18 protein-coding genes are annotated in these 24,667 nt (G+C 56.6%); 9 read left to right on the top strand and 9 right to left on the bottom strand.

The window, feature by feature from the left end; genetic code table 11:
- Window positions 1-283 precede the first annotated feature (283 nt).
- The 4 genes from ACR0BF_RS18480 to ACR0BF_RS18495 form a co-directional block, all read right to left on the bottom strand.
- Window positions 284-2,461 (bottom strand): Tex family protein, encoded by a 2,178-nt coding sequence (locus ACR0BF_RS18480; RefSeq protein WP_480625507.1) that lies wholly within the window; start codon window positions 2,459-2,461, stop codon window positions 284-286.
- A gap of 100 nt (window positions 2,462-2,561) precedes the next feature.
- Window positions 2,562-4,775 (bottom strand): hybrid sensor histidine kinase/response regulator, encoded by a 2,214-nt coding sequence (locus ACR0BF_RS18485; protein ID WP_480625508.1) that lies wholly within the window; start codon window positions 4,773-4,775, stop codon window positions 2,562-2,564.
- A gap of 3 nt (window positions 4,776-4,778) precedes the next feature.
- Complete coding sequence (locus ACR0BF_RS18490) at window positions 4,779-5,948, bottom strand: FIST N-terminal domain-containing protein (RefSeq protein ID WP_480520526.1); 1,170 nt, start codon at window positions 5,946-5,948, stop codon at window positions 4,779-4,781.
- 45 nt (window positions 5,949-5,993) lie between these two features.
- Complete coding sequence (locus ACR0BF_RS18495) at window positions 5,994-6,674, bottom strand: response regulator (protein WP_480484332.1); 681 nt, start codon at window positions 6,672-6,674, stop codon at window positions 5,994-5,996.
- A gap of 181 nt (window positions 6,675-6,855) precedes the next feature.
- Between ACR0BF_RS18495 and ACR0BF_RS18500 the strand changes: the two genes are divergently transcribed.
- From ACR0BF_RS18500 to ACR0BF_RS18515, 4 genes are all read left to right on the top strand, one after another.
- Window positions 6,856-7,404, top strand: coding sequence for an SRPBCC family protein (locus ACR0BF_RS18500; RefSeq protein WP_480520524.1), 549 nt, complete (start codon window positions 6,856-6,858; stop codon window positions 7,402-7,404).
- Between the two features lie 28 nt (window positions 7,405-7,432).
- Window positions 7,433-7,915 (top strand): (2Fe-2S)-binding protein, encoded by a 483-nt coding sequence (locus ACR0BF_RS18505; RefSeq protein WP_209507073.1) that lies wholly within the window; start codon window positions 7,433-7,435, stop codon window positions 7,913-7,915.
- An 80-nt stretch (window positions 7,916-7,995) separates the two neighbouring features.
- Complete coding sequence (locus ACR0BF_RS18510) at window positions 7,996-10,356, top strand: xanthine dehydrogenase family protein molybdopterin-binding subunit (RefSeq protein ID WP_480625509.1); 2,361 nt, start codon at window positions 7,996-7,998, stop codon at window positions 10,354-10,356.
- Window positions 10,357-10,451: 95 nt separating this feature from the next.
- On the top strand, window positions 10,452-11,243 hold the full coding sequence (locus ACR0BF_RS18515) for an FAD binding domain-containing protein (protein ID WP_480520520.1): 792 nt from the start codon (window positions 10,452-10,454) through the stop codon (window positions 11,241-11,243).
- 193 nt (window positions 11,244-11,436) lie between these two features.
- Here ACR0BF_RS18515 and ACR0BF_RS18520 read toward each other — a convergent pair whose 3' ends face one another.
- Together ACR0BF_RS18520 and ACR0BF_RS18525 are read right to left on the bottom strand one after the other, a co-directional pair.
- The gene (locus ACR0BF_RS18520) at window positions 11,437-13,263 is read right to left on the bottom strand and encodes a BCCT family transporter (RefSeq protein WP_480606824.1); all 1,827 of its coding nucleotides are present in this window, start codon (window positions 13,261-13,263) and stop codon (window positions 11,437-11,439) included.
- Window positions 13,264-13,679: 416 nt separating this feature from the next.
- Window positions 13,680-14,624 (bottom strand): PDR/VanB family oxidoreductase, encoded by a 945-nt coding sequence (locus tag ACR0BF_RS18525; protein WP_480625510.1) that lies wholly within the window; start codon window positions 14,622-14,624, stop codon window positions 13,680-13,682.
- Window positions 14,625-14,764: 140 nt separating this feature from the next.
- Here ACR0BF_RS18525 and ACR0BF_RS18530 point away from each other — a divergent pair, with 140 nt between their 5' ends.
- The 4 genes from ACR0BF_RS18530 to ACR0BF_RS18545 all read left to right on the top strand — a co-directional run bounded on the left by ACR0BF_RS18530 (window position 14,765) and on the right by ACR0BF_RS18545 (window position 19,878).
- On the top strand, window positions 14,765-15,670 hold the full coding sequence (locus tag ACR0BF_RS18530; RefSeq protein ID WP_480520514.1) for a LysR substrate-binding domain-containing protein: 906 nt from the start codon (window positions 14,765-14,767) through the stop codon (window positions 15,668-15,670).
- A 103-nt stretch (window positions 15,671-15,773) separates the two neighbouring features.
- On the top strand, window positions 15,774-16,931 hold the full coding sequence (locus tag ACR0BF_RS18535) for an aromatic ring-hydroxylating oxygenase subunit alpha (protein ID WP_480625511.1): 1,158 nt from the start codon (window positions 15,774-15,776) through the stop codon (window positions 16,929-16,931).
- 135 nt (window positions 16,932-17,066) lie between these two features.
- A complete protein-coding gene (locus ACR0BF_RS18540) occupies window positions 17,067-17,306 on the top strand; it encodes a hypothetical protein (protein ID WP_480520512.1) in 240 nt (79 codons plus the stop codon).
- A 151-nt stretch (window positions 17,307-17,457) separates the two neighbouring features.
- Window positions 17,458-19,878: a GcvT family protein gene (locus ACR0BF_RS18545; RefSeq protein WP_480625512.1), complete on the top strand. Its 2,421-nt coding sequence runs from the start codon at window positions 17,458-17,460 to the stop codon at window positions 19,876-19,878.
- Here the strand turns inward: ACR0BF_RS18545 and ACR0BF_RS18550 are convergent.
- The 3 genes from ACR0BF_RS18550 to ACR0BF_RS18560 all read right to left on the bottom strand — a co-directional run bounded on the left by ACR0BF_RS18550 (window position 19,875) and on the right by ACR0BF_RS18560 (window position 23,146).
- Complete coding sequence (locus tag ACR0BF_RS18550) at window positions 19,875-21,119, bottom strand: molybdopterin molybdotransferase MoeA (protein WP_480625513.1); 1,245 nt, start codon at window positions 21,117-21,119, stop codon at window positions 19,875-19,877. The two genes, ACR0BF_RS18545 and ACR0BF_RS18550, sit on opposite strands and share 4 nt — an antisense overlap.
- A 184-nt stretch (window positions 21,120-21,303) precedes the next feature.
- The gene (locus tag ACR0BF_RS18555; RefSeq protein ID WP_480625514.1) at window positions 21,304-22,314 is read right to left on the bottom strand and encodes a D-cysteine desulfhydrase family protein; all 1,011 of its coding nucleotides are present in this window, start codon (window positions 22,312-22,314) and stop codon (window positions 21,304-21,306) included.
- A gap of 139 nt (window positions 22,315-22,453) precedes the next feature.
- Window positions 22,454-23,146, bottom strand: coding sequence for a Crp/Fnr family transcriptional regulator (locus tag ACR0BF_RS18560; protein ID WP_480477349.1), 693 nt, complete (start codon window positions 23,144-23,146; stop codon window positions 22,454-22,456).
- 185 nt (window positions 23,147-23,331) lie between these two features.
- Here ACR0BF_RS18560 and hemA point away from each other — a divergent pair, with 185 nt between their 5' ends.
- Entirely contained in the window at window positions 23,332-24,555 is a 1,224-nt protein-coding gene (hemA, locus tag ACR0BF_RS18565; RefSeq protein ID WP_480555367.1) for a 5-aminolevulinate synthase, read from the top strand.
- Window positions 24,556-24,667 lie beyond the last annotated feature (112 nt).

Here is a 24,667-nt window from a genome sequence, read left to right on the forward strand (position 1 = left end):
AAGGTGAAGCTCAGGAAGTTTACAGATCCGCATTGGGCCAAGGTTGTGCTTCAGACGTTATACAAGAGACTACGAACCAGCCCACCGCGACAACCCCGGTCTTTTCGAACTTTCAAGAAAGAAAAGATCAATTAGCACAGCCGTTTCTGTAGCGCCAACATCACCTTCATTCCGGTCGTCCCAGTCGTAATCATGGATTGAACCACGTGCAAGATACTAAGCTGACGCCCCTCAAAACGCGGTTTCAAGAAGGCAGCGCACTTCATCACGCGTCGTTTTGCGATCACGCGCGACGATGTCCGCCGCCACTTTGTTTTCGCATGGTCAACCCAATGCGCTTTCTCGGGACATCAACATCGACAACACGTACTTTAACCACCTGCCCGGTCTTAACCACGTCATGCGGATCTTTGACAAACCGGTCCGCCAGCTGGCTGACATGAACAAGCCCATCCTGATGCACACCGATATCCACAAAAGCGCCAAAAGCCGCGACGTTGGTGACTGTGCCTTCCAAAACCATTCCGGGTTTCAGATCGGTGATTTCTTCGATACCATCGGTGAATGATGCGGTGACGAAACTGGGTCTGGGGTCGCGTCCGGGCTTTTCAAGTTCGGCAAAGATGTCCCGAACCGTCGGCAGGCCGAAATCCTGAGTTACAAATTGTTCCGCCCGCAACCCCTTTAAAGCGCCATTATGGCCCATGATGCTTCGGATATCACGGCCGCAGGCGGCAACAACCCGGCGCGCAACGTCATAGGCTTCGGGGTGTACCGAAGACGCATCCAGCGGCTCGGAACCGTCCCTGATGCGCAGGAAGCCGGCGCATTGTTCGAACGCGCGCGGTCCAAGGCGGGCGACGGACAGCAAATCCTTCCGCGATAGGAAGGGCCCATTCAGATCGCGGTGGGTGACAATCGCTTCGGCTTGCGCTGGCCCCAGACCTGATACGCGTGACAGCAAAGGGGCGGACGCTGTGTTCAGATCGACCCCGACAGCATTCACCACATCCTCGATCGCGGAATCCAGCGACTGTGACAGGCGATGCTGATCCACATCATGCTGATACTGGCCGACACCAATGGATTTCGGTTCGATTTTTACAAGCTCGGCCAAAGGGTCCTGCAATCGGCGCGCAATCGAGACCGCACCACGTAGCGAGACATCCAGATCCGGAAACTCGCGCGCAGCCAGTTCAGAGGCGGAATAGACCGAAGCCCCAGCTTCTGACACCACCACTTTTGTTGGTGCTTTCACCTTCTTGGGTAGTAGCGCAAGAGTGTCTGCAACCAATTTTTCGGTTTCACGGCTGGCAGTCCCGTTCCCGATTGCGATCAGTTCGATCTGATGAGCAGATATCAGATTGAGGATACTGGCCTGTGCGCCACGCAAATCATTTTTCGGCTGAAATGGGTACAAGGTGTCAGTGGCAACGACCTTGCCGGTCGCATCAACGACAGCAGCCTTTACGCCCGTACGAATGCCCGGATCCAGACCCAATGTCGCCTTGGCACCTGCCGGCGCGGCAAACAGCAGGTCTTTGAGGTTTCGCGAGAAGACCTGAATGGCTTCGTCCTGCGCCCGGCTGCGCAGATCAGCCATCAGTTCGACCATCATGGACAGCGAAAGCTTTACCCGCCATGTCCAGCCCGCGACTTTGCGCAACCATGCGTCTGCCGGCCCCGTGCCACGTGTCTGTAGATGAGCGGCAACAATCGTCTCGGCCCGCGCGGCACCAAATTCCGGTTCAGGCGCGATATCCAGCGTGACGATGCCCTCTTTGGATGCCCGCAGCATCGCCAATGCCCGATGCGACGGCACGTCTGCCCACAATTCGGCATGGTCAAAGTAGTCGCTGAACTTTGCGCCGTCCTTTTCCTTGCCTTCGATGACCTTTGCGCTGAGCAGAGCCTCGCGCTGCATGAAGCTGCGCAATTCGCCCAGCAGTGCGGCGTTTTCCGTCAGCCGCTCGGTCAAAATGTCCCGCGCGCCGTTCAATGCATCCCGGGTCGTCGTTACCGCCTCGGTGAGGTACGCCGCGGCCAATGTTTCAGGGTCGCAGTTGCGGTCCGCCAGAATAGCGTCAACCAAAGGTTCAAGCCCATTTTCGCGCGCAATCATCGCCTTGGTGCGCCGTTTTGGCTTGTATGGCAGATAAATGTCTTCCAACTGCGCTTTGGTTTCGGCACGTGCTATGGATTGGCTCAGATCTTCTGTCAGTTTGCCCTGATCCTTGATCGAGTTCAGGACGGTCTCACGCCGCGCTTCAAGCTCGCGCAGATAGGTCAGCCGCTCGGACAGCAGACGCAACTGGGTGTCGTCCAATCCTCCGGTTGCTTCTTTTCGATACCGGGCGACAAAAGGCACGGTTGCTCCGTCGTCCAGTAGCTTGATCGCGGCACCGACCTGCTCGGATCGTGCATTAATCTCGGTGGCGATGGTGCGGGCGATACGGTCCAATGGGGCCTCCTGAAACGACGCTGGAAGAACTTCTTAACCAGCTGTTTCGGCAAGGGGAAGACCCTTGGTTCAATCTGAACCGGTCACAGATTGACGCCGCTCAGTTGCGGCGTGCAATCGACGATTCCAGCGTTGAGCGCAGTAGTTGCGCATCTAGCGGTTTGTAGAGCAAAGGCAGATTGGCGCGCTTGCAACGCTCGGCCAGTTCAGGTGATCGGTTGGCCGAGATAATGCAGCCGGGCAGAGGGCCAAACTCGTGCGTCAGGGCATGTATCGCGTCAACACCGGTTCTATCGTGATTTAACTGAAAATCGGCAACTATTGCGTCAGGCAGAATGTCAATTTCACGAAGTAGATTGATTGCTTCGTCTTCGCTTTCGCTCTCCAGAACCTCAACCCCCCAGGATTCGATGGTCATGGTCAGTGCACTACGGAGGTTTTCATCATTCTCAATCAACAATACGACCGTGTTACCAAGGACCTTGGAGCCCGGATCGCGGGCCGCAGGGGCGCTGCTGCAAATGGTCTGCTCTTCCTGCGCCAACGGAACTTCGACCGAGAATCCAGTTCCTTTGCCTACTTCGGAATACAGCTGGATTGGATGTTGCAACAGCCCACAGGCGCGCTCCACGATTGCAAGGCCCAATCCCATACCCTCTGCGGCGCTGGCATCAGAATGCAGGCGCTGAAATTCCTGAAAGACGAGGTCTCTTTGGTCTGACGCGATACCGATACCTGTATCCCAGACCTGCAAGGCAATTGCGCCTTTGCGACGCCGCACTCCGACCAGAACCTTTCCGGCCTCGGTATACCTGATCGCGTTCGAAAGCAGGTTCTGCAAAATCCGACGCAAATAGCTGGCGTCGCTGGTCACGCGCGCGTTCGTGTCAACAAAAGACAGCTCAAGCCCTTTTGCCTGCGCCACCGGGCGAAACGCATCTTCCATCTGCGAAAACAGCGTACTCACTGTTATGGTCGACAAATGCGCGGTGGCCCGCCCTGAATCAAGTTTCGAGATATCCAGCAGCGCTTCCAGAATGTGTTCAACACTGTTCAGCGCACTTTCAGCCTTTCCTGCAACGGTTCTTGCGTCGTCTTTGTCCAGACCGCTGCCCAGCGATGCAACATAAAGCTTTGCCGCTGACAGAGGTTGCAACAGGTCGTGACTGGCCGCTGCCACAAATCGCGACTTGGATGCGTTTGCACGCTCGGCCTCGTTCAAAGCGTCAGCCAGTTCCATCGTGCGCGATGTTACGCGCTGTTCCAGCAATTCTTTGGCCTCATATAAGGCCTGGGCGGATTTTCGTTCTGCGGTTACATCGGTGAAGGATATCACAAAACCGCGGTCGGGCATTTCCTGCGCAAAAACAGAAAGTATCTTCGACCTTCCACGGTGCATCTGAAATTGCAGAGGACGGCGATAGGTTTGCCGCGTCACCCAGTTCAGAAGATCGGCTTCCGTTACCCCCTTCTGGAACCTGATGTTCGCGCCAAGGCGATTGGACAGCGATTCAAACCGGGTTCCCGTCTGAAACTGTGCGATTGGAATGGCCAGCAACTCGCTAGCGCGGTTGTTCCACCCGATCAGACGGTGTTTGTTGTCAAAAATGCAAACGCCCTGTTCAATATGTTCAAGCGTTGCGCGGATCAGCCTGGCCTTGTCATCCAGTATCCGGTCACGCTCCTGCCGTTCGATCCGCATGATATCGGTCACATCGGTTTGCAGAATAACAGTGCCGCCATCCGGCGTGCGGTGTTCGGACACTTGTGACCACCGATTGCCAACAAGCCGGACGTTGAACACCACATGATCGTCCGTGTGCCGATCCAGGCGGCTTTTGGCCCATTCTGTCGGTGTCATTGTTTCAGGCAGGGACAGAAACCCTGATCGGCTGACCAGTTCGACATATTCGGCAAAGCTCAATCCCGGGCTCAGCCGCTCCTGAATGTCGGGCATATGCAGACCAAAACGGCTGTTACACAGCACCAGTTTTTCGTCGCGATTGAAAAGGGCAAACCCCTCTTGCACCGTTTCGATTGCATTGGCCAGATCCGCGCGTGCGGCTTCGGTGTCCTTGTTCGCCTGTGCCAATCTGGCATTGGAATCGTTCAGCAATTCAAGGGCACGTTCCAGATCATTCGTCCGGGCGCGGACCTCTTGTTCAAGCACGGCCGCACGCTGAAACTGCGCATAAGCTGCGCCTGACGCATCGGTGGATTCTTCTACCCGACGCATCAGCGCTTCGGCGATCTTGCGAAGTTTCTCGTTCTGGCGGTCAACCGAGTCCGTGGGATCTGTAAGATGCTCGATCATGCGTTACTCTTTCTCGGGCGGATAAATCGCAACACCCGTCAGAGTTTGGTTCACATGGATAGAGTTGTACTGCTCTCCGTAAGTTGAAAATCCGACAACGTGATTGCGGGCCAGAATGTCCGAGATTTCGCGTGTCTTTTGCTTTTCCTGCGCTTCCAGTCGGCGGAGAATGCAATCACAGCCCAGAATTGTGTCGGGTTGCCGTTTCTCGGTCAGAAGGCCGATTTCTTCCTCAAGGTGCTCTACCATGTCCCTTGGTTCGGCCAGCGTCAGCACAAGCCCTTCATCAATGGCCGAGAAAAAGACAAGGTCCCCGTTGCCCGCCACCTGCTGAATGGCGCGGACGTGATGCTGCCCACCAATCTGCACAACAACGGGGTGCGCCGCAAAGGTGAATGTCGTCAGTTGTTCCGGATCCTTGCCAAGGATACGGGCGTACTCGCGGGCGGCGGGCTCGGCATTGATCTCCTGAACGATGCGTTTTGCCGGATCCGCCTTGGTTACGACCATACGCCGGGTCGTTGGAACCAGATGATCCGTTTTGAACACCTTGATCGGGCACCGCGTACGAACCTGAGTCAGTATGGCAGCATTGCTCAGTGCCTTGCCCTGATGCAGCACATAGGTACGCCCGAACCGGGTTCCATCACCGGCCGATCCGCCAAACAATGGCACCGGCCCCAAGCCGACGGCCAACTCGGAGGTCAACGCATCCTCTTTGGTCGACAATCCGTCGATCATCAGGAACGTAAACTCATGGCTCCAGTCGGGCGCCGTGACCATCATGGCATTTCGGTTGTGGATCATCTCGTTGATGATGCTTTCCGCCTCAAAATCGTTCAGATCGGAAACTAGGACCGTACGCGTGTCGAAATGGGATTGCGGGAGGCCGATTGCGACGATCTGGTCTTCGCAATAACCGCTATCCGCAAGTTCTCCGGCGGTGGTGCAGCCAACCACCGGCGTAGGCGCAAACACCTGCTCGGCTTTGGCAATGACCGCAGCGGCGTCCGCGTTCGGACTGACGAACAATATCACCAGCGCAAGTGGCTCAGCCCCGATTTGACGTTCGAGCACCCCAAGCGCCTGCCCGGTGTCGTAACGCACGAAAGCCGTTTTGACGATGCCTGTTGCACCGGTCCGGGCTGTCGCCCACCCGACTGCTTGGTCCATCGAGCCTCCTCCCTAAAGCGCGACGATGTGGTGAGAGTATGACGCTTAGCCTTGGTCTTGCAAGACGCTGGCAAACGAAGCTTTCTTTGCAATCAGAACGGCTTGCGTCCGGCTTTGCACACCCAGTTTCCGCATGATTGCCGTGACATGCGCTTTGACCGTGGGTTCCGCAATGGACAGGTCATAGGCAATCTGCTTGTTCAGTTTACCTTCGCAAATCAGTTGCAGGATGCGGGCTTGCTGATTTGTCAGTGTCGCAAGCCGATTGACCGCGTCGGCGTGTTCATCCTCTTCAACATTGATCAGAACGCATCCTTCGGGCACAAAAACTTTGCCGGAATGCACTGTCTCGAATGCCAGGCGAAACACATCGCGTTGGCTATGCTTGGGTACATAACCCGATGCACCCGCCTGAATCACCTGACTGACAACGCGATTATCCGTCATCGAGGACACCACAATAACCGGGGCATTCGCAGCAGCCTTCAGACGGACAAGGCCGTCCAGCCCTTCCACATCCGGCAGGTTGAGGTCCAGCATGACCGCGTCCGGTTTCAGCCCCCCTGATAGAAGTTCCATCGCGCCTTCCAGTCGGTCTGCGGTATGGATTTCGCCGATCTGCGCCACGCTTTGCAAGGTCATCGACAGCGCGTCGCAAAACAGGGGGTGGTCATCGACGATCAGCACTTTCTCGAAGCCAGACCTTACAACGGAGTCAGCAAGCATTTGGTATTGCCTTTTTTCAATCAGATTGTCCCCAGCTTACCCAATCCTAACAACGAAAGTAATCTGCGCCTACTGGCCCAAAGTCGTACATAAGACCGGCTCGGCGTCACCTACACCCAAGGTCTAATAGGCAGGGCGAAAAACACCACGTAGCGTAAGAAAAAACACCTGGAGAAGAGAAATGGAGCTTAGCGACAGCCGCGTCATCGCCGCGCCGCGATCCAAGGTCTGGGATGCGCTTTTGTCGGTTGAGGTTCTGAAAGAATGCGTTCCGGGATGTCAGGAAATGACGGGCTCGGTCGATGACGGGTTCGAAGCGACGGTGGTGCAGAAAGTTGGCCCCGTCAAAGCGACCTTCAAAGGGGCCGTTACCCTTTCTGATATCGTAACGCTTGAAAGCGTGAAGCTCTCGGGTGAAGGTAAGGGTGGGGCTGCGGGTTTTGCCAAGGGTGCGGCCGATGTCAGTTTGTCTGATGTGCCCGAAGGTACTCTGCTGACCTATACCGTCGACGCACGTGTCGGTGGCAAGCTGGCCCAGCTTGGCAGCCGGGTCATTGATGGCGTCGCCAGAAAAATGGCCGACCGGTTCTTTGAAAACTTTCAGAACGCGGTCGAACCGGAAAAAACGCCCGATCCGGAAACCTCGGATCAGGTTCAAGCCGAACCTTCGGCCGAAGATGAAGAAGGCGAAGCAAAAAAAGGTTGGTTCAAGCGCGTATTGGGCGGTTGAACCGTTGGAATTCAGGGAGGAGAAAGTCATGAAAATTTCCATGACCGTGAACGGCAAGGCCGTAAGCGGCGAGGTCGAGGGTCGGACATTACTGTCCGGCTTTCTGCGCGAGCAACTGTCATTGACGGGCACGCATGTCGGCTGTGATACGGCCCAGTGCGGCGCTTGCGTTGTACATGTGAATGGTCAGGCCGTGAAGTCGTGCAATATGCTGGCGGTTGAAGCCGACGGCGCTGATGTTGGCACCATCGAAGGTCAGGCAAATGCGGACGGTTCGCTGAACGTGATCCAGCAAGCCTTTCAGGATCATCATGGCCTTCAATGCGGGTTCTGTACTCCGGGTATGGTGATGAGCGCCGCAGCGCTGCTGAAAGACAACCCGCGCCCATCTGAGGCCGAAATCCGGAAATACCTGGAAGGCAACCTGTGCCGCTGCACAGGGTACCACAATATCGTCAAGGCGATCATGGCCGCCTCTGGCCAGGACGTCGGCAGTATCGCCGCGGAATGATGCCGCTGCGGGCGTAAATGTTGCGCCCGTGGGACAAGTGAAGGGTGCAACAGCATCCGTTTATGGGAGGAGAACAAGCAATGCCCAAAGACAGTGGCATCGGAGCCAGCTCCAAGCGGCGCGAGGACGTCCGCTTTCTGACCGGAGCAGGCAACTACACCGACGACATCAATGTACGTGGCCAGGCTTACGTATATTTCCTGCGGTCCGACATCGCGCATGGGCGGATCAATTCTGTGGATACATCAACGGCCGAGGGTATGCCCGGCGTGGTCAGGATATTCACCGGCAAAGACTTTGAAGGCGTGGGCGGAATGCCCTGTGGCTGGGAAGTGACCGACAAGCACGGCGCACCGATGCAGGAACCGCCACATCCCATTCTAGCACAGGGCAAGGTGCGCCACGTGGGCGATCCCATTGCCGCCGTGGTGGCTGACAGTCTGGAACAGGCCCGTGACGCGGCTGAGGCTATTGATATGGATATCGAGGAACTGCCCGCCGTGATCGACATGAAATCCGCCGCGCAGGAAGGCGCGACGCTGGTTCATGACGATCTGAAAAACAACATCTGCTACGACTGGCAGCTGGGTGAGGCCGACGACGCAAAGGTGAACGACGTCTTTGCCAACGCGGCGCACGTTACCAAGCTGGATCTGGTGAACAACCGGCTGGTCGCCAACCCGATGGAACCGCGCGTGGCTGTGGCGGAATACAGCCGGGGCACGGATGAATATACGCTCTATACCACTTCGCAGAACCCGCATGTCATCCGCTTGTTGATGTGCGCCTTCGTTCTGGGTTTGCCGGAACATAAAGTCCGCGTCGTGGCCCCGGATGTGGGTGGTGGATTTGGCACCAAGATATTCCACTATGCGGAAGAAGCGTTCTGCACCTTTGCCGCCAAGGCCTGCAACCGCCCCGTCAAGTGGACCGCCAGCCGGTCCGAGGCGTTCATGTCGGATGCGCAGGGTCGTGACCATGTCAGCACGATTGAACTGGCTCTGGATGCGGATAACAACTTTATCGGGCTGCGGACCAACACCTATGCCAATCTGGGCGCTTATCTTTCGACCTTCTCCAGCTCGGTGCCGACATGGCTGCACGGGACGCTGATGGCAGGCAACTATAAGACCCCGGTCATTCAGGTAAATGTGAAGGCGATGTTTACAAACACGGTGCCGGTGGACGCCTATCGCGGCGCTGGCCGCCCCGAAGCAACCTTCCAGCTGGAGCGTGTCATCGACAAGGCCGCCCGCGAGTTGGGTGTGGATCCGATCGCCCTGCGTCGCCAGAACTTTGTCACGCAGTTCCCCTATGACACGCCAGTGGCGCTGACTTACGACACCGGGGACTACAACGGGACAATGGACAAGCTTGAGGCTGCTGCCGATCTGGCAGGCTTTGCCGCCCGCCGTGCAAAAAGCGAGGCCAACGGCAAGCTGCGGGGCCTGGGTGTCAACTGCTATATCGAGGCCTGCGGTATCGCGCCGTCGAACATCGTTGGCATGCTGGGGGCCCGGGCGGGTCTTTATGATGCCGCGACCGTTCGGGTTAATGCCACCGGTTCGATCAGCGTCATGGTCGGCGCGCACAGCCATGGTCAGGGGCATGAGACGGCCTTCCCGCAGGTTGTGGCCGACATGATCGGCATCGACGAGTCGATGGTCGAGATCGTGCATGGTGACACCTCGAAGATCCCGTTTGGCATGGGCACCTATGGCTCACGCTCGCTGGCGGTTTGTGGATCGGCGATGGTCAAGGCGACCGAAAAAGTGATCGACAAGGCCAAGAAGATCGCCGCCCACCTGTTGGAAGCGTCCGAGGCGGATATCGAGCTGAAGGACGGTCAGTTCAGTGTTGCGGGGACCGACAAGTCGGTGGCATGGGGAGATGTGACCCTCACGGCTTATGTCCCGCACAACTATCCGCTGGAAGTTGAACCGGGACTGGAAGAAACCGCGTTTTATGACCCGGCCAACTTTACTTTCCCGGCAGGGGCTTATGCATGTGAGGTCGAGGTTGATCCGGACACAGGTCAGGTCACGATTGAGAAGTTTACGGCTGCGGATGACTTTGGCAATATCGTCAATCCGATGATCGTTGATGGACAAGTGCATGGCGGTATTGGTCAGGGCATTGGTCAAGCCTTGCTTGAAAACTGTGCCTATGACGAGAATGGCCAACTGCTGAGCGCGTCCTTCATGGACTACGCGATGCCACGCGCTGATGACGTCCCGTTCTACAGCGTCGATCATTCAAGCCAGACGCCCTGTACACACAATCCGCTTGGTGTGAAGGGTTGCGGCGAGGCCGGAGCGATCGGTTCGCCGCCGGCGGTGGTCAACGCGGTTCTGGACGCACTGAATTCGGGCGGAAAGGCTGTTGATCATATCGACATGCCGATGAGCCCGTCACGCGTTTGGACGGCGATGCATGGTTGAGAGGTTGGGGAGCGAGGGGCCAGCCCCTCGCGCTCCCCGGGATATTTATAGCCAGATGAAGGGCGGATCAGCGCCTTTCGGAAAGGAAGAACGAAATGTACAATTTCGAGTTTGAGAAGCCCTCGACCATTGCTGACGCGGTTGCAGCATTGGCAGCAGAGGATGCGCAAGCGTTGGGAGGTGGGCAAACCCTGATCCCGACATTGAAACAACGATTGGCGGCACCGTCCAAACTGGTGTCGATGGGCGGCATAGCAGAGATGCAAGGCGTCTGCGTTGATGATGACGGCTCGGTCTCAGTTGGGGGTGCAACACCCCACGCTGTCGTTGCTCGCGACGCTGCAGGATCTTATCCCGCGCTGGCGGCATTGGCTGGACAAATTGGCGACCCGGCAGTGCGCAATCGTGGAACCATCGGTGGTTCGGTTGCAAACAATGACCCGGCAGCCTGTTATCCGGCGGGCGTGCTGGGATCGGGCGCAACCGTGGTGACCAACGCGCGTAAAATTGCGGCAGATGACTTTTTTCAAGGCATGTTCACCACAGCCCTGGAAGAAGGAGAGATCATCACTTCGATCCGCTTTCCGGTTCCGCAGGCGGCAAGCTATCAGAAGTTCCTGCAGCCAGCGTCGCGGTTTGCACTTGTTGGGGTCTATCTGGCCCGTTTCACGGACGGCGTGCGCGTGGCGGTGACCGGGGCAAGTGAGGACGGCGTCTTCCGTTGGAGCGAAGCCGAGCAGGCGCTGAACAAGGAGTTCCGCCCGGACGCCTTGATGGACCTTCGGATTAACCCTGCCAACATGATCGCTGATTTACATGGCAGCAAGGAATATCGGGCGCATCTTGTGTCGGTCATGACCAAACGCGCCGTTGAAGCCTGCATGTAGGAATTTCACGAAATGATGCTCAAAAGCCCCGGTATTTACCGGGGCTTTTTCGTTGAGATATGGTTTTGGTGTCTCGCCACAGTCGGGCTGGCCAGCACCTTTTCGTTGTTTGAGGGTCGTGGCCAGTGTCTACGCAAAAAATCAGGCCGCCCAATTCCAGACGGCCTGATCACGTCATAAGCTAAGCATTTGCTTATTCGGCGGCTTGTGCACCTGTCGCGGCATGTTTGTCACGCTGACTGTCGCGGAACAAAGCTTTGGCCAATGCAATACACATCAAACCCATTACAGCAGTAAAGGGCAGTGCTCCGATGATCATTGCGTTTCGCAGAGCATCCATCGGGTTGTTTTCGCCCGCTGCGAGGACCAGCGCGCCAATCACAGCCGTCAGGATGACACCCCAGATGATGCGGTGCTTGATGCCCGTCTCCTGGCTGCCGCCCGACATGATGGTGTTCATCACCAGAATGCCCGAGTCTGCCGACGTGACGAGGAATGTCATGATCAGGATCACGCACATCACGTTCAGCAATGACAACAGACCTCCGTCAATCATGTAAGACAGGGTCACGAACAGCTTGTTGGTGTTTGATGCTCCGACGATCGCACCTTCTGCAGCGCCTGCCAGTTCCAGGTCGATCGCGGTGCCGCCCAAAACCGTCATCCAAGCAAAGCACACCAACGCCGGAGCGAACACGCAACCCACGATGAACTCGCGGACAGACCGTCCTTTCGAAATACGGGCAAGGAACAAGCCCACAAAGGGCGAGAACGCGATCCACCAGGCCCAGTAGAACGTGGTCCAGCCCGACTGCCAGCCGAACTGACGCCCCTGCTCACCCGCCGCATAAACGGCCGCCAGCGTTGCTTCATCCAACTCGGCTGCTGCCCCTTCCAGGCCGCTCTTGAAACCGTCAAAGCTGCCCCACGCATTGGTAGCTCCGCCCATCAGATCATTGGCATGGGCTTGTGCTTCGGCGGGCAGAGCCGCAGCGAAGGCTTCAACTGACAGTGGACCATAGGCGTTAAAGCTGAGCGACAGGATATGCAGAATATAGTCGACCATTGCTGTGCCATAAGTGGTCATGGCAAAGACGAACGAGCCGAAGACGATAAATGTGCCCAACAGGATGATCGACAATACGAGGTTCAGGTTCGACAGGTATTTAACACCACGACCAACGCCTGATACGGCCGAAATAATCGACAGACTCATGATGATGACCAGACCGGCGATCAGACCCACTTTGCTTGGGGTTGGAACTTCGCCACCCAGATCCATGACCCATTCCATACCGGTGATGGCATAAAGCCCGTCGATGAATTGGCTGACACCATAGCCGATGGTGACAGAAACACCGAGGATCGTTGCAACAACGCCCAAAACGTCAACCACATGGCCGAAGAAGCCATTGACGAAGCGGCCAAACAGGGGCGTCAGCGCCGAGCGGATGGTGAGAGGCATGTCGCGGGTATAAGCGTAATATGCCAGCGACAACCCGGTAACCACATAGATGGCCCAAGCGTGAAACCCGTAGTGCAAGAAGGTATATCGGTAAGCCGACTGCAGTGCTTCGGGTGTATTTCCCACGACCGCCTCGGACACGACTTCGGGGTTCGAACCCCATAGCCCCAACGGTTCTGCGGTTGCAAAAACCATCAGACCAACACCCAGGCCGGCGCCGAACATCATGGAGAACCATGAGAAGTTCGAAAACTCGGGCTTTTCACCGGGTGTTCCCATCACACGGCGACCCGTGGATGGAATAGCGGCGACAACGGCCAGAAAAACGAGGAACAACCCGACAATGACAATGTAGAAGCTGTTGAAAAGCTCAAGCAACCGCCCGTTTAGGCTGCCAAGCGTACCGTTTGCGTTTGCTGGGAAGATCAGTGCCCACAAAACCAGCGCGACCATGATGGACTTGCTGATCAGGGCAATTGGGACGCTGTAATTTTCGTAAAAACCGGCATCCGCCGTCTTTATCTCAACGTCCGTGAATGGATCGGGTATCGACATATTGCGTTTTCCTCCGTGTGTTCGCCATTTCTTGTTCTTCTGATTTCGGCTTGGGGTGCACCGCGCGGGACGGCGAAAATAACATGCCCAATGCACCAAACGATCAGCGAGTTGGCTGCAACTCAGCTGAGATTTACGGGGAAGACCACACACCATGTGGGATCGCCCACCGCTCTTTTCCTCCCGGATTGTTCTCGCTTGCAAAAGCTGTTGGCTCGAAGTGGCAAGTCTGTCTGCCGTTGAACCTGGTTGCAGCTTCGCAAGAAGTGGTTGCGCCGTTCAATTCGGGGAAACCTATGACAGAGGTTAGGGCAGCTCACCCAAGATTCCGACACATATGCAACTTGAAACGACGCTCACGGTTACTCGAAACAGGTGTTAGCGAGAACAAGTAAAGGGCATGAATGTGGCTCCTTCTACAGTTTCAATACCAGTTTACCCGACTTGGCCCGCGAAACGCATGTGCACAGGAACTCATGCGTTTCCTGCTCTTGCGGGGTAAGTATACCGTCGCGATGATCGACTTCGCCGGAAACGACATCCACGATACATGTTCCGCAAAGCCCTTCGGAGCAGCCGAAATCAACCTGCACACCATTGGATTGCAAAACCTCCAGAATGGATTGGTCCTTGCCAACGGGATAGACAGCACCGGTCGACTGGATCTCGATCTGGAAATCGGCGTTCGGGGCGTGTTCAATGTCCGACGCGGCGGCGAACCGTTCAAAGTGTATCGCGCCGCCGCGCAGCAAGGCACCAGCCTCCAGTACCGCATTCAGCATCGGTTCAGGGCCGCAGGTATAAACGTCTGCGCCCATCGGCATCGATTGCATGACCGATCTCAGGTCGAACACCCCGTCTGTGTTATCACAATGCAAATGATACCATTCATCCAGTCCAAGCGCCCGGAATTGTGCATCCATCGCCGCGTATTCTTTTGATCGAACAAGATAATAGACACGAAAATCCTGCCCTCGGTTCAGCAGCTCACGTGCCATTGCAACCAGTGGAGTGGCCCCGATGCCGCCTGCGATCAAAGTGACGTGCCGATCATGGCTTTCAAGTTTGAAGTGGTTGCGGGGGCCGCCGATTTCCACGGTCGCGCCCTCTTGGAGGTCATGCATCGCCAGTGACCCGCCTCGCCCCTTGTCTTCGCGTTTGACGGCCACGTTGATCAGGCGTCCATCCTGGCTCCAGCTCCACAGCGAGTATTGCCGTATCAGACCGTCTTCAAGATGGATGTCTACATGCGCTCCGGGCTCGAGGCTGGTGAAGCGCCCGCTTTCGATCTCGAAACAGAAGTCAGAGGTGTCGGGGCTGAGCGGTGTTTTTCGCACAAGGCGGGCAACTTGAGTATCCATCACTTGTCCTGTTCGGTCTCACGCGGCGCACATTCCGGGTCGTTCAGCAAACAACAGGAAAAAAGATAGATTTCAATTGCAAAATTTCTAACATTCGGATGAATTGAACTCACCTAGAGTTCAAAAGCCAACAAACCTCCATGTCTCGACGCCACTACAACCTTCCCCCACTTACGACTTTATCGGCCTTTGAAGCCGCCGCTCGGCATCTCAGTTTCAAGGAAGCCGCGAGTGAGCTTTCCGTGACGCCGGGTGCCGTCAGTCATCAGATTAAGGCGCTGGAAGGTGAGCTGGGCGCGACCCTTTTTGTCCGGAAACACCGCGGCGTGGAACTGACCGAGGATGGGCAAGACCTGTTTGAGGCACTCGGCGCTTCGTTCCGGCAGATTTCAAAGGTACTTGAAAAGATTCGCAGCAACGATGTCGAGAACCACGTAACCGTTGGGTCAACCACTGCCGTCGCCGCACTTTGGCTGTCGCCGTCTGTCATCCGGTTCTGGCAGGATTATCCGCACGTGAAAGTGAACCAGATGGCGCAGGACAAGGCGTTCACGGACCGGCCGGATATCGACTTGTTCATCCGCTATGGCCGGGACGCGAACGCGCAACTCACGCACACGAAATTGTATCGCGATATCCTGACACCCGTTTGCAGCCCCCAGATGGCCGCGGACCTTAAAGGGGCCAGTCTTGAAGACCTCGTGCAGCGGCGGCTGATCCATCTTGAAACGCAGGACAGCACCTGGACGACCTGGTCATCCTGGTTCCACGACCTCGGGTTTTCTGGAGTTGTTCCCGTGGAATCGCGGGTGAACAGCTATGCGCTTGCCCTTCAGGTGGCGCGTAAAGGGGCGGGTCTTGCGCTGGGGTGGAAACGTCTGGTCCAGCCCATGCTCGCATCAGGGAAACTCGTTGCATTAGAGGAATTCAGCCTGCCCGCCCCGGACAACTTCTATCTTGTCGGTCGTCCGGACGATCAGCTCTCGGAAGGGGCTCTGGCTCTCAAGAATTGGTTACTTAACGAACTGTCTGAAGGTTCGGTTTAGCCTGCCTCAATTTGCCATTAGGTTTTTTAGTATTGAACGTGGGCGGCCTCGGCCGCCAATGGATGCAGCGATAAACTCATTCAAAATCACTCAGGAGTGGCCGATGAACAAGCACGCACCGCTTTCGTCTGTTCTGACACCGGTAAACACCGCAAAGGGTCTGCCGAACGAGCATTATATTGATCCCGCAGTTTTTGCCGAAGAACGGGATGCGGTCTTGTTTGCGAACTGGTCCGGCATCGGCTTTGGCAAAGACATTCCAGAGGCGGGAGATGCGTATCCGATCGATTTCCTGGGTGTGCCGCTGTTGATGGTACGCGATCGCGACGGTCAGATCGGCGTGTTCCAGAACACCTGTCGCCATCGCGGCATGATTTTGGTCGACAAGCCGCAAAAAATCCGCGGCGCGATCCGCTGCCCCTATCACAGCTGGTGCTATGGCCTGAATGGTGAACTGCGGACTGCCCCTCATGTCGGTGGCCCTGGGCAAAACACCCATGAGGATCTAGATTTCGCCGAGTTGGGCCTTATCCGCATCCGCTCGTATGTCTGGCGGGATGTTGTCTTTGTCAATGTCAGCGGCGATGCTCCGGAATTCGAAAATGTCCATGGCGAGTTGATGGAACGCTGGAAAGAATTCGATCAACCAATGTATCACGGTGGCGCTGGCGCATCGGTTTATCTTGAGTTGAACTCGAACTGGAAACTGGCTGTTGAGAACTACTGCGAAAGCTATCACCTGCCTTGGGTTCATCCCGGCCTGAACAGCTATTCGCGTCTGGAAGATCACTACAACATCAACGAACTGGGCAAGTATTCGGGTCAGGGCACCTATGTCTACCGCCAGTTCGAGGGTCACGATGGCGAAAAGCTGGATGATTTCGAGAACCTGAGTGAGCAGTGGACTGACGGCGCGGAATATATCGTCGTTTACCCGAATACCCTGCTGGGTGTTCAGCGTGACCACGGCTTTGCTTTCCTCATCGATCCGATCACGCATGAGCGTTCGAACGAACGGATTGAGCTCTACTACGCCAAAAAACCCGAAGAGGCGCCCGAACACGAAGCACTGCGTGCCAAGAACGCGCAACTGTGGAAGACGGTGTTCGAGGAAGACGTCTTTGTGGTTGAAGGCATGCAGAAAGGCCGTCACGGCGTGAAATTCGATGGCGGTCGTTTCTCGCCCGCGATGGACGGCCCGACCCATTGTTTTCACCATTGGGTGGCCACGCAGATCGAAAAAGCCCGCGCTGAAGCGTAAGCAATCCTGAAAAGTCGATCTGGTTAGGCCTGACTGACCAGATCGCGGGTCGGTTGCAAACACTATAGACGGGACGGCGTTGCCTTCTTTTCTTTAGTATTGGGCAGCCGGTGTGAATTCGCTGAAAGGATCACAGTGGATCTGAACGAACTCGATAAACAACTCTTGCGAGCCCATGCGGAAAAAGATGTACCCGCATTGATCCGGCTTTATCACGAAGCGGCGATTCTGGCCGAACAACGTCAGGATCATGAAGCCTCGTGTTTTTACCTGACCCACGCATTTGTGTTTGCGTTGGAATATGGCGCGCCGGAAGCAGATGAGTTGAACCTAAAGCTGTTTGAACGTGGCCGCGCACACCGATTGACGTTCTGACGAATTCGTTTGCTTAAGCGTATTGCGCCGTCAGGCATTCTCCAAATTTGAGTTTAGCTGACTTCATTCGATCTCGAATTTTGTCGACATTGTCGATGGGTCAGTCTTCATGAAAGAACAAGCGCGAACGAAAACGCGCGAGATAGCCAAAATGCGAAACGAAGCTCAGGCCGTGGTCATCGGCGGAGGAGTGATCGGGTGCTCGATCCTGTATCATTTGACCAAACTGGGATGGTCCGATGTAGTTCTGTTGGAGCGGAACGAGCTGACCTCGGGGTCAACATGGCACGCAGCCGCCAACATTCACGGATTGCACGACAGTACCAATATCAGCCGCATCCAGCATTACACGATGAGCCTGTATAAAGCGCTGGAAGCTGAAACCGGTCAAAGCTGCGGCGTATTCCAGCCTGGCTCGCTATACCTGGCCCAGACAGAAGAGCGCGAACATCAGCTGAAGCTACAGGCCGCAAAGGCCAGACTGTATGGCATGAACTTCTATGAGATCAGCATCGAAGAAGCTCAAAAGCTGAACCCGCTGGTCAATTACGACGGCATCCGTTGCGTGATGTTCGAACCCGATGGCGGCAATGTGGACCCGTCGGGCGTGACCAACGCCTATGCGGTCGGCGCACGTCAACGCGGGGCGCAGATTCACCGTTTCACGCCGGTCACTGCAACCGAGCAGCAGGAGGATGGCAGCTGGATCGTCAGAACGCCAAAAGGTGACATCAGGACACGCTGGGTGGTGAACGCAGCGGGCCTGTGGGGGCGCGAGGTTGCGGCACTGGCCGGAATCGAACTGCCGCTGCAACCTACAGAGCACCAGTATTTCGTAACCGAATCCATGGCTGATGTGAAAAGCCACGGCACCCGCCTGCCATCTGTGTCAGACCGGGATGGCGAGTATTACCTGCGTCAGGAAGGCAGCGGCCTGCTGGTCGGTGCTTATGAGAAAGATATGAGGTTCTGGGCCGAAGAAGGCACGCCGCTGGATTTTGCCCACGACCTGTTCCCTGATGATCTGGAGCGGATCGAAGAGAACATGATGAACGCCATCGAACGCTTGCCTGCTGTTGGTGAAGCCGGGATCAAGCGTGTCATCAACGGCCCGATGATCTGGTCGCCGGATTCAAATGTTCTGATGGGGCCGGTGCCTGAGGTCGACGGCTATTTCTGCTGCAACGGGATCATCCCCGGCTTCTCGCAATCGGGCGGCATGGGCCTGATGGCGGCGCAGTGGATCATCGAGGGTGAAACGGAATACGACATGTTTGCCTGGGATCTGGCGCGTTTTGACAGCTGGGCCACCAAGGTGTTCACCAAAGCGCGCGTGGCAGATCAGTACAGTCATCGGTTCGCGATCCATTTTCCCAATGAAGAACGCAGCGCCGGTCGTCCGGCACGGGTTCGCCCGATCTATGAGGCGCAGAAGGTCATGGGTGCGGTTTTTGGCCTGAACGCCGGTTGGGAACATCCGCTGTGGTTTGCCGCAACGCCCGGCACCAAAGATACCAATGGCTTTACCCGTCAGAACTGGTGGGGACCGGTGGGTGAGGAATGCAGGATGTTGCGCGACCGTGCCGGGATCATCGATATCTCGAACTTCGCCAAGTATCTCTGCAAGGGTCCGGGTGCGGCAGACTGGTTGAACGCCGTCTTTGCCAATACCATGCCCAAAACCGTCGGCAGATCCTGCCTGACCCCGCTGATCTCGAAACGCGGCGGTATTGCAGGCGACTTTACAGTTACCCGCGTGGCTGATGACGAGTTCTGGGTGATTGGCTCGGGCATGGCAGAGCGGTATCACAAGCGCTTCTTCAAACAGGTTCCGCTGCCTGAGGGAACCACTTTCGAAAGCAAAACCGAAACGATGTGCGGCTTTAACGTGGCCGGCCCTAGGTCCCGCGACATCCTGCAACTTCTGACCAACACATCGCTCGCAACCGAAGATTTCCCGTTCATGCGGTCCGCCAAGATTGAGCTGGCGGGAGTTCAGGTTCTTGCCCTGCGCGTCTCCTTTACTGGCGACCTGGGGTGGGAGCTGCATTGCGCCACCCAAGATCAGGCACGGCTGTACAATGCCTTGCTTGAGGCAGGCAAAGAGTTCGGGGCTGGCCCCGTTGGCAGCCGGGCACTGATGTCTATGCGGGTCGAAAAGGGCTATGGGTCTTGGAGCCGCGAATACAGCCCGGAATATTGGCCGCATGAAGTGGGTCTTGATCGCCTCTGCAAATTCGAAAAGGACTTCCTCAACAAGGCGGCTGCGCAGAAAGTGTTACAGAACCCGGCCCGGGAACACCTGGTGATCCTGCGCCTGAACGAAGCGGATGTGACAGTATCCAACGCGGATGCAACAGGTGGCGAGCCGATCTTCAAGAACGGTGAAGGGATCGGCCGGGTGACCTCGGGCACCTATGGCTACACCGTCGGAATGTCGTTGGCCTTGGGATATGTGAAAAATGCCCAGCTAGGTGATGAGGTCGAGGTTATGGTTCTGGGGCGCCCACACAGGGCCACAATCCTGCATGAACCGCCCTTTGATGCCGCGGGAAAAGCGCTTAGGGCTTAAAACTGCAATAGCTCAAGGCGTTGCCCTTCGGGATATTCCGTCACTTCTGCCGGGATGATCGCCAATCCATCCGCTTGCGCAAGCAAAGCAACACGACCACTGTAGGACGGCTCCATCAGACGCAATCGGGGCTGTCCGTCCAGTGTGTAACCGTCAATCTGAACCGGACGATATTCCTGTCGGCCTGCGGTACGGTACAAAGGTTCCGACAGAACTGATTGTACGGCTGCGTGCGGTGTGTGGTGCAGACCGGCGCGGCGCGCCATCATCTGCGATCCGATTATCTGCCAGGTCACAAAAGCAGAAACCGGGTTGCCCGGCAGGCCAATGTAAAGAGCACCGCCACGCCGACCGAACATGATGGGCTTACCCGGTTTCATTGCGACTTTCATCACATCCGTCACGCCACCGATCTCGGTGAACAGACGCGGCATATGATCTTCATCGCCGACAGAAACACCACCGGTCGTGATGATCAGGTCAGAGGTTTCAGTCGCGTCCAGCAAGACCTGTTTCAAAAGCGCGGGGTCATCTTCAACCGGCCCCCGGTCCGTGAGTTCAATCCAGGGCTTCTGCAACAGCGCAAGCAGCATGTAACGGTTCGAGTTATAGATCTGCCCCGGGCCAAGGGGCTCACCCGGTTGGCGCAACTCACTGCCGGTTGAAAAGATCGCAACCTTCAGCTTGCGGAGAACCACGACCTCGCCATACCCGGCGGATGCAAGGGCTGCCACCTCGCGCGGGCCAATCTCGCAGCCGCGCCGCAGGATCGACGCTCCGGCATGAAGGTCTTCACCGGCACGCCGGATATGTTGCCCGGGCTTTGGACGGCGGCTGAAGCGAATTTGCCCCTCTACAACATCACAATCTTCCTGCATGACGATGGCGTCGTAATCAGAAGGAACAGGCGCTCCGGTAAAAATCCTCACCGCGCTGCCGACAGGTGCAGCATGAGACCCGCTGTCCCCCGCCGCGATGCGACCCTCCACCGGCATCTGGAACAGGTCGTCATCGCCAAGATCTGCGGTTCGAACCGCATAACCATCCATTGCCGAATTGTCGAAAGCGGGCATATCGACCTTGCTGAAACAGTCGCGGGCCAATATTCGCCCTATTGCAGCGGCCAAAGGCAGCGTTTCCGTTTCTGTGATCGGATCAGCAGCGGACAGGCCACGGTGCAGGGCCTCATCCACGCTCAGATACATATGCACGTGTCGATCACAGCCGCATCCATCAGCCATATCCAGCCTCCAACTCTGCGAACATATCTTCCACCCATTCTAAGGTGGGCTAGGTTCGCTCAACCGACACGACATCCGCGGTACTGTCATTGACATAGGTCACGTGTCATCGTGTGGCGCGCTTCGAAACCACGGGTTGGCTGGCTAATCGCGACTTAGTATACAGTGGCTTCTCGGATGGCTCTCAGGCCGGGATCAGCTCTTCCTGATATGCAAACAGCGCCGGTTGCCCACCCGTATGCAACAGCACAACCTTCTGACCCTGTTGAATGGTGCCGTTTTCACGTAATTCCAACAAACCCGCAAATGTTTTGGCCGAGTAGACCGGATCCAGAAAAATACCCTCGGCGCGCGCCATCAGTGCAAGCGCCTTCCGTGTGGACGGGCCTATCCGCCCATATCCAGGAGGTAATGCGCCGTCCCATGTGAGGATGTCTTTCATGACCAGAGCCGGGTCAAACTCCATCATACCCGCCAACCGTTCCAATACCTTTTGCAACCGCGCATGTTGCTGGCGACGGTCGCGGCGAACGCAGATGCCGTAAACAGGTGCCGTGTTGCCAGTCAGACGCAGCCCGGCCAGAAACCCGCCGTGGGTCGAACCGCTGCCGGATGGCACCACTGCGACGTCGAAATCGGCGATCTGATCCAGTAGTTCGGCAGCCCCGGCCACATAACCCAACGCCCCCAAGGGCGGATGATCGATGCCCAAGTTAATTACATATGGCTTTCGGCCCTCAGCGATCAGCTGATCTGCCCGCACGTGAAGGGCATTGTCGGCCCCGGCCTCGTCTTCTCCGGTGTGGTAGTGCATGTGCTCGGCACCCAGAATCCGGGCCAGAAGAACATTCCCCGAGGAATAATAGTGCTCTCCCATATCGGGCACGCGCTCTTCCAATTGAAGTACGGCCTCCATCCCAAGCTTCGACGCAGCCATGGCAGCCGTGCGCACGAAATTGGACTGCACAGCGCCGGTGATCAGAATGGTGTCTGCCCCCTGTTTCTGTGCCTCGCCCATATAGAACTCAAGCTGCCGGGTTTTGTTGCCGCCAAAGCTCAACCCTGTCAGATCATCCCGTTTGATCCACAATTCCAGACCAAGCTGGTCGGACAAACGATCAAGCCGTTCGACCGGCGTGGCAGCTGTCATCAGTCTCGCGCGGGGATAACCGGCTAGTTTCTGTTCAATCGTCATGTCTGCGTTCCATCACCTCACCCATTCAGGATCGCGCCGAATAGGGCATATCCAGCAAGAATAGTAAGGATAGTGATTGCCGGAAAGATCGCAGACCGGAAATGGCCAGTTTACTGCCCAGAGAAACAGCCACACGGCTCTATTTCTCGCTCGGGTCGCTTTCCGCGTAATTCCGTAATACATCCATGTCTGCAATTTCCGCGTGGTTTCGGTTGATCTTCACCCCGACTGGTTTCAACCTCGAAAACGCTCGGCTCAGGCTTTCGGGTTTCATCCCCAGACGTCCGGCGATCAGCATCTTGTCATACGGCAGTTCAACTTCGCACTGGCCGGCATCGCTATCACACAGATTCAGCAGGAATTCTGCGACACGCTGCGCACCTGTCTGGGCCTTGAGCTGTTCGAGCTGCGCCACAAGGGAATGCAGGTGCGTGAATGTGGCCGCCAGAATCGACACGCAGATTTCCGGATCTTGCTTCATCAGCGACAGCAGCACCGGACTTGGAATGTGCATGATCTCGCAGGGAGATACCGCCTCGGCCGAAACGGGATAGGGCACATTGCGCAGCGCAACGGCTTCACCAAAGCTCTCACCGCGCGTGAAAACACTCACCACGGCTTCGGCACCGGTCGGGGAAATGCGAAACAGCTTGACCCAACCAGCCAGTACAACATGTACGGCCCTGGCTTCTTCCTCTTGCAGAAAGATTGTCTCGCCCCGGTCGTATTGCCGCCAGACGGCCTGACGCAGCAGAGTATCGACATGTTGCTCTGGCAGGCTTCGCAAGAGCAGTGACTGCCGTGCAACTATCTTTTGTGCCTCGTGTGACAAGAAGGCAGCCCCTTATTCGTCCGTTCCGGGAACACCCCCGGATGATCAACCCCGTGACATGCTATGCCAAAGCCAGCGCGGGGGTGCCACCCTTTTCTCGGTCTCCAACTTGACTATTGTCATGTAAGGGCGCGAACCACTGGCATAGGTTCAACGAAATTTCAGTTATCCGGGGAGCACGCCAGATGGACTTCGAGCGATTTTTCAGCCACAGCCTCGACACTTTGAAAGACGAAGGCAACTACCGGATTTTCATCGACCTGCAACGCCGCTGTGGCGCGTTTCCGAACGCGCGCCAAACCGACGGACCGGTCCAGCGGGATGTGCGGATCTGGTGCTCCAATGACTATCTGGGCATGGGGCAGCACCCTTCGGTGATCTCTGCCATGCACGACGCTCTGGATCGCTGTGGAGCAGGCGCTGGCGGTACGCGCAATATCTCGGGCACCACGCATGATCACGTTTTGCTTGAGGCTGAGCTGGCCGATCTGCACGGGAAAGAAGCGGCGTTGCTGTTCACCTCAGGATATGTGTCGAACTGGGCTGCTTTGGGGACATTGGCCGCGCGAATTCCCGGGCTGATCGTGTTTTCTGATGCGCTCAACCACGCCTCGATGATCGAAGGTATCCGGCATTCGCGTGCCCAGAAGGTGATTTGGAAACATAACGACCTGGCGGATTTGGACGCCAAACTGGCCGCAGCTGATCCCAACGCACCCAAGATGATCGCCTTTGAATCGGTTTATTCCATGGATGGCGATATCGCCCCCATCAAGGAAATCTGCGATCTGGCGGACAAGTACGGCGCGATGACCTATCTGGACGAGGTTCATGCCGTCGGCCTTTACGGCCCGCACGGGGGCGGAATTGCCGAACGCGAAGGATTGATGGATCGCCTGACGGTCATCGAAGGCACGTTGGGCAAAGCGTTCGGCGTGGTTGGTGGGTATATCGCAGCCTCAGCCGCGCTGTGTGATTTTGTCCGCAGCTTTGCCAGTGGCTTCATCTTCACCACTGCCCTACCCCCATCGATTGCAGCCGGCGCCGCCGCATCGATCCGGCATTTGAAGCATTCAAGTGCCGAGCGTGAATTGCAAAAAACCCGTGTGGCGCAGGTACGCGCCCTTTTGGATGCAGAAGGCATTCCGCATTTGACCAACCCCAGCCATATCATCCCGGTGATGGTTGGCGACCCGGTGAAGTGCAAATTCATTTCGGACACGCTGCTTGAGGAGTTTGGCATCTACATTCAGCCGATCAACTATCCAACAGTTCCAAAAGGAACCGAGCGCCTGCGGATCACACCGTCACCCGTTCATACGGACGAGGATATCGATCATCTGGTGGGCGCATTGTCGGCGCTGTGGCAGCGCTGTCAGATCGCGCGGATGCCAATGGCCGCACAATAACGATACTGTTGAAAAACTCTGCTTGAGCGATGCTTTGGCTGCTGATTCAATTCTCTTGAGTTGCAGGAGAGTTGCTGATGATGGGACCGAGGCAAGTTGCGCAGGGTGCGCT

The sequence above is a fragment of the Ruegeria sp. AG7 genome, from assembly GCF_056541545.1.

What these genes read in the sequence shown, in the direction of transcription:
- ACR0BF_RS18500 (WP_480520524.1), top strand. Translation starts at nt 6,856, where the DNA reads ATGGAGCTTAGCGACAGCCGCGTCATCGCCGCGCCGCGATCCAAGGTC.
- ACR0BF_RS18545 (WP_480625512.1), top strand. Translation starts at nt 17,458, where the DNA reads ATGCGAAACGAAGCTCAGGCCGTGGTCATCGGCGGAGGAGTGATCGGG.
- ACR0BF_RS18555 (WP_480625514.1), bottom strand. Translation starts at nt 22,314, where the DNA reads ATGACGATTGAACAGAAACTAGCCGGTTATCCCCGCGCGAGACTGATG.
- ACR0BF_RS18505 (WP_209507073.1), top strand. Translation starts at nt 7,433, where the DNA reads ATGAAAATTTCCATGACCGTGAACGGCAAGGCCGTAAGCGGCGAGGTC.
- ACR0BF_RS18485 (WP_480625508.1), bottom strand. Translation starts at nt 4,775, where the DNA reads ATGATCGAGCATCTTACAGATCCCACGGACTCGGTTGACCGCCAGAAC.
- ACR0BF_RS18530 (WP_480520514.1), top strand. Translation starts at nt 14,765, where the DNA reads ATGTCTCGACGCCACTACAACCTTCCCCCACTTACGACTTTATCGGCC.
- ACR0BF_RS18535 (WP_480625511.1), top strand. Translation starts at nt 15,774, where the DNA reads ATGAACAAGCACGCACCGCTTTCGTCTGTTCTGACACCGGTAAACACC.
- ACR0BF_RS18520 (WP_480606824.1), bottom strand. Translation starts at nt 13,263, where the DNA reads ATGTCGATACCCGATCCATTCACGGACGTTGAGATAAAGACGGCGGAT.
- ACR0BF_RS18490 (WP_480520526.1), bottom strand. Translation starts at nt 5,948, where the DNA reads ATGGACCAAGCAGTCGGGTGGGCGACAGCCCGGACCGGTGCAACAGGC.
- ACR0BF_RS18510 (WP_480625509.1), top strand. Translation starts at nt 7,996, where the DNA reads ATGCCCAAAGACAGTGGCATCGGAGCCAGCTCCAAGCGGCGCGAGGAC.
- hemA (WP_480555367.1), top strand. Translation starts at nt 23,332, where the DNA reads ATGGACTTCGAGCGATTTTTCAGCCACAGCCTCGACACTTTGAAAGAC.
- ACR0BF_RS18515 (WP_480520520.1), top strand. Translation starts at nt 10,452, where the DNA reads ATGTACAATTTCGAGTTTGAGAAGCCCTCGACCATTGCTGACGCGGTT.
- ACR0BF_RS18550 (WP_480625513.1), bottom strand. Translation starts at nt 21,119, where the DNA reads ATGGCTGATGGATGCGGCTGTGATCGACACGTGCATATGTATCTGAGC.
- ACR0BF_RS18525 (WP_480625510.1), bottom strand. Translation starts at nt 14,624, where the DNA reads ATGGATACTCAAGTTGCCCGCCTTGTGCGAAAAACACCGCTCAGCCCC.
- ACR0BF_RS18495 (WP_480484332.1), bottom strand. Translation starts at nt 6,674, where the DNA reads ATGCTTGCTGACTCCGTTGTAAGGTCTGGCTTCGAGAAAGTGCTGATC.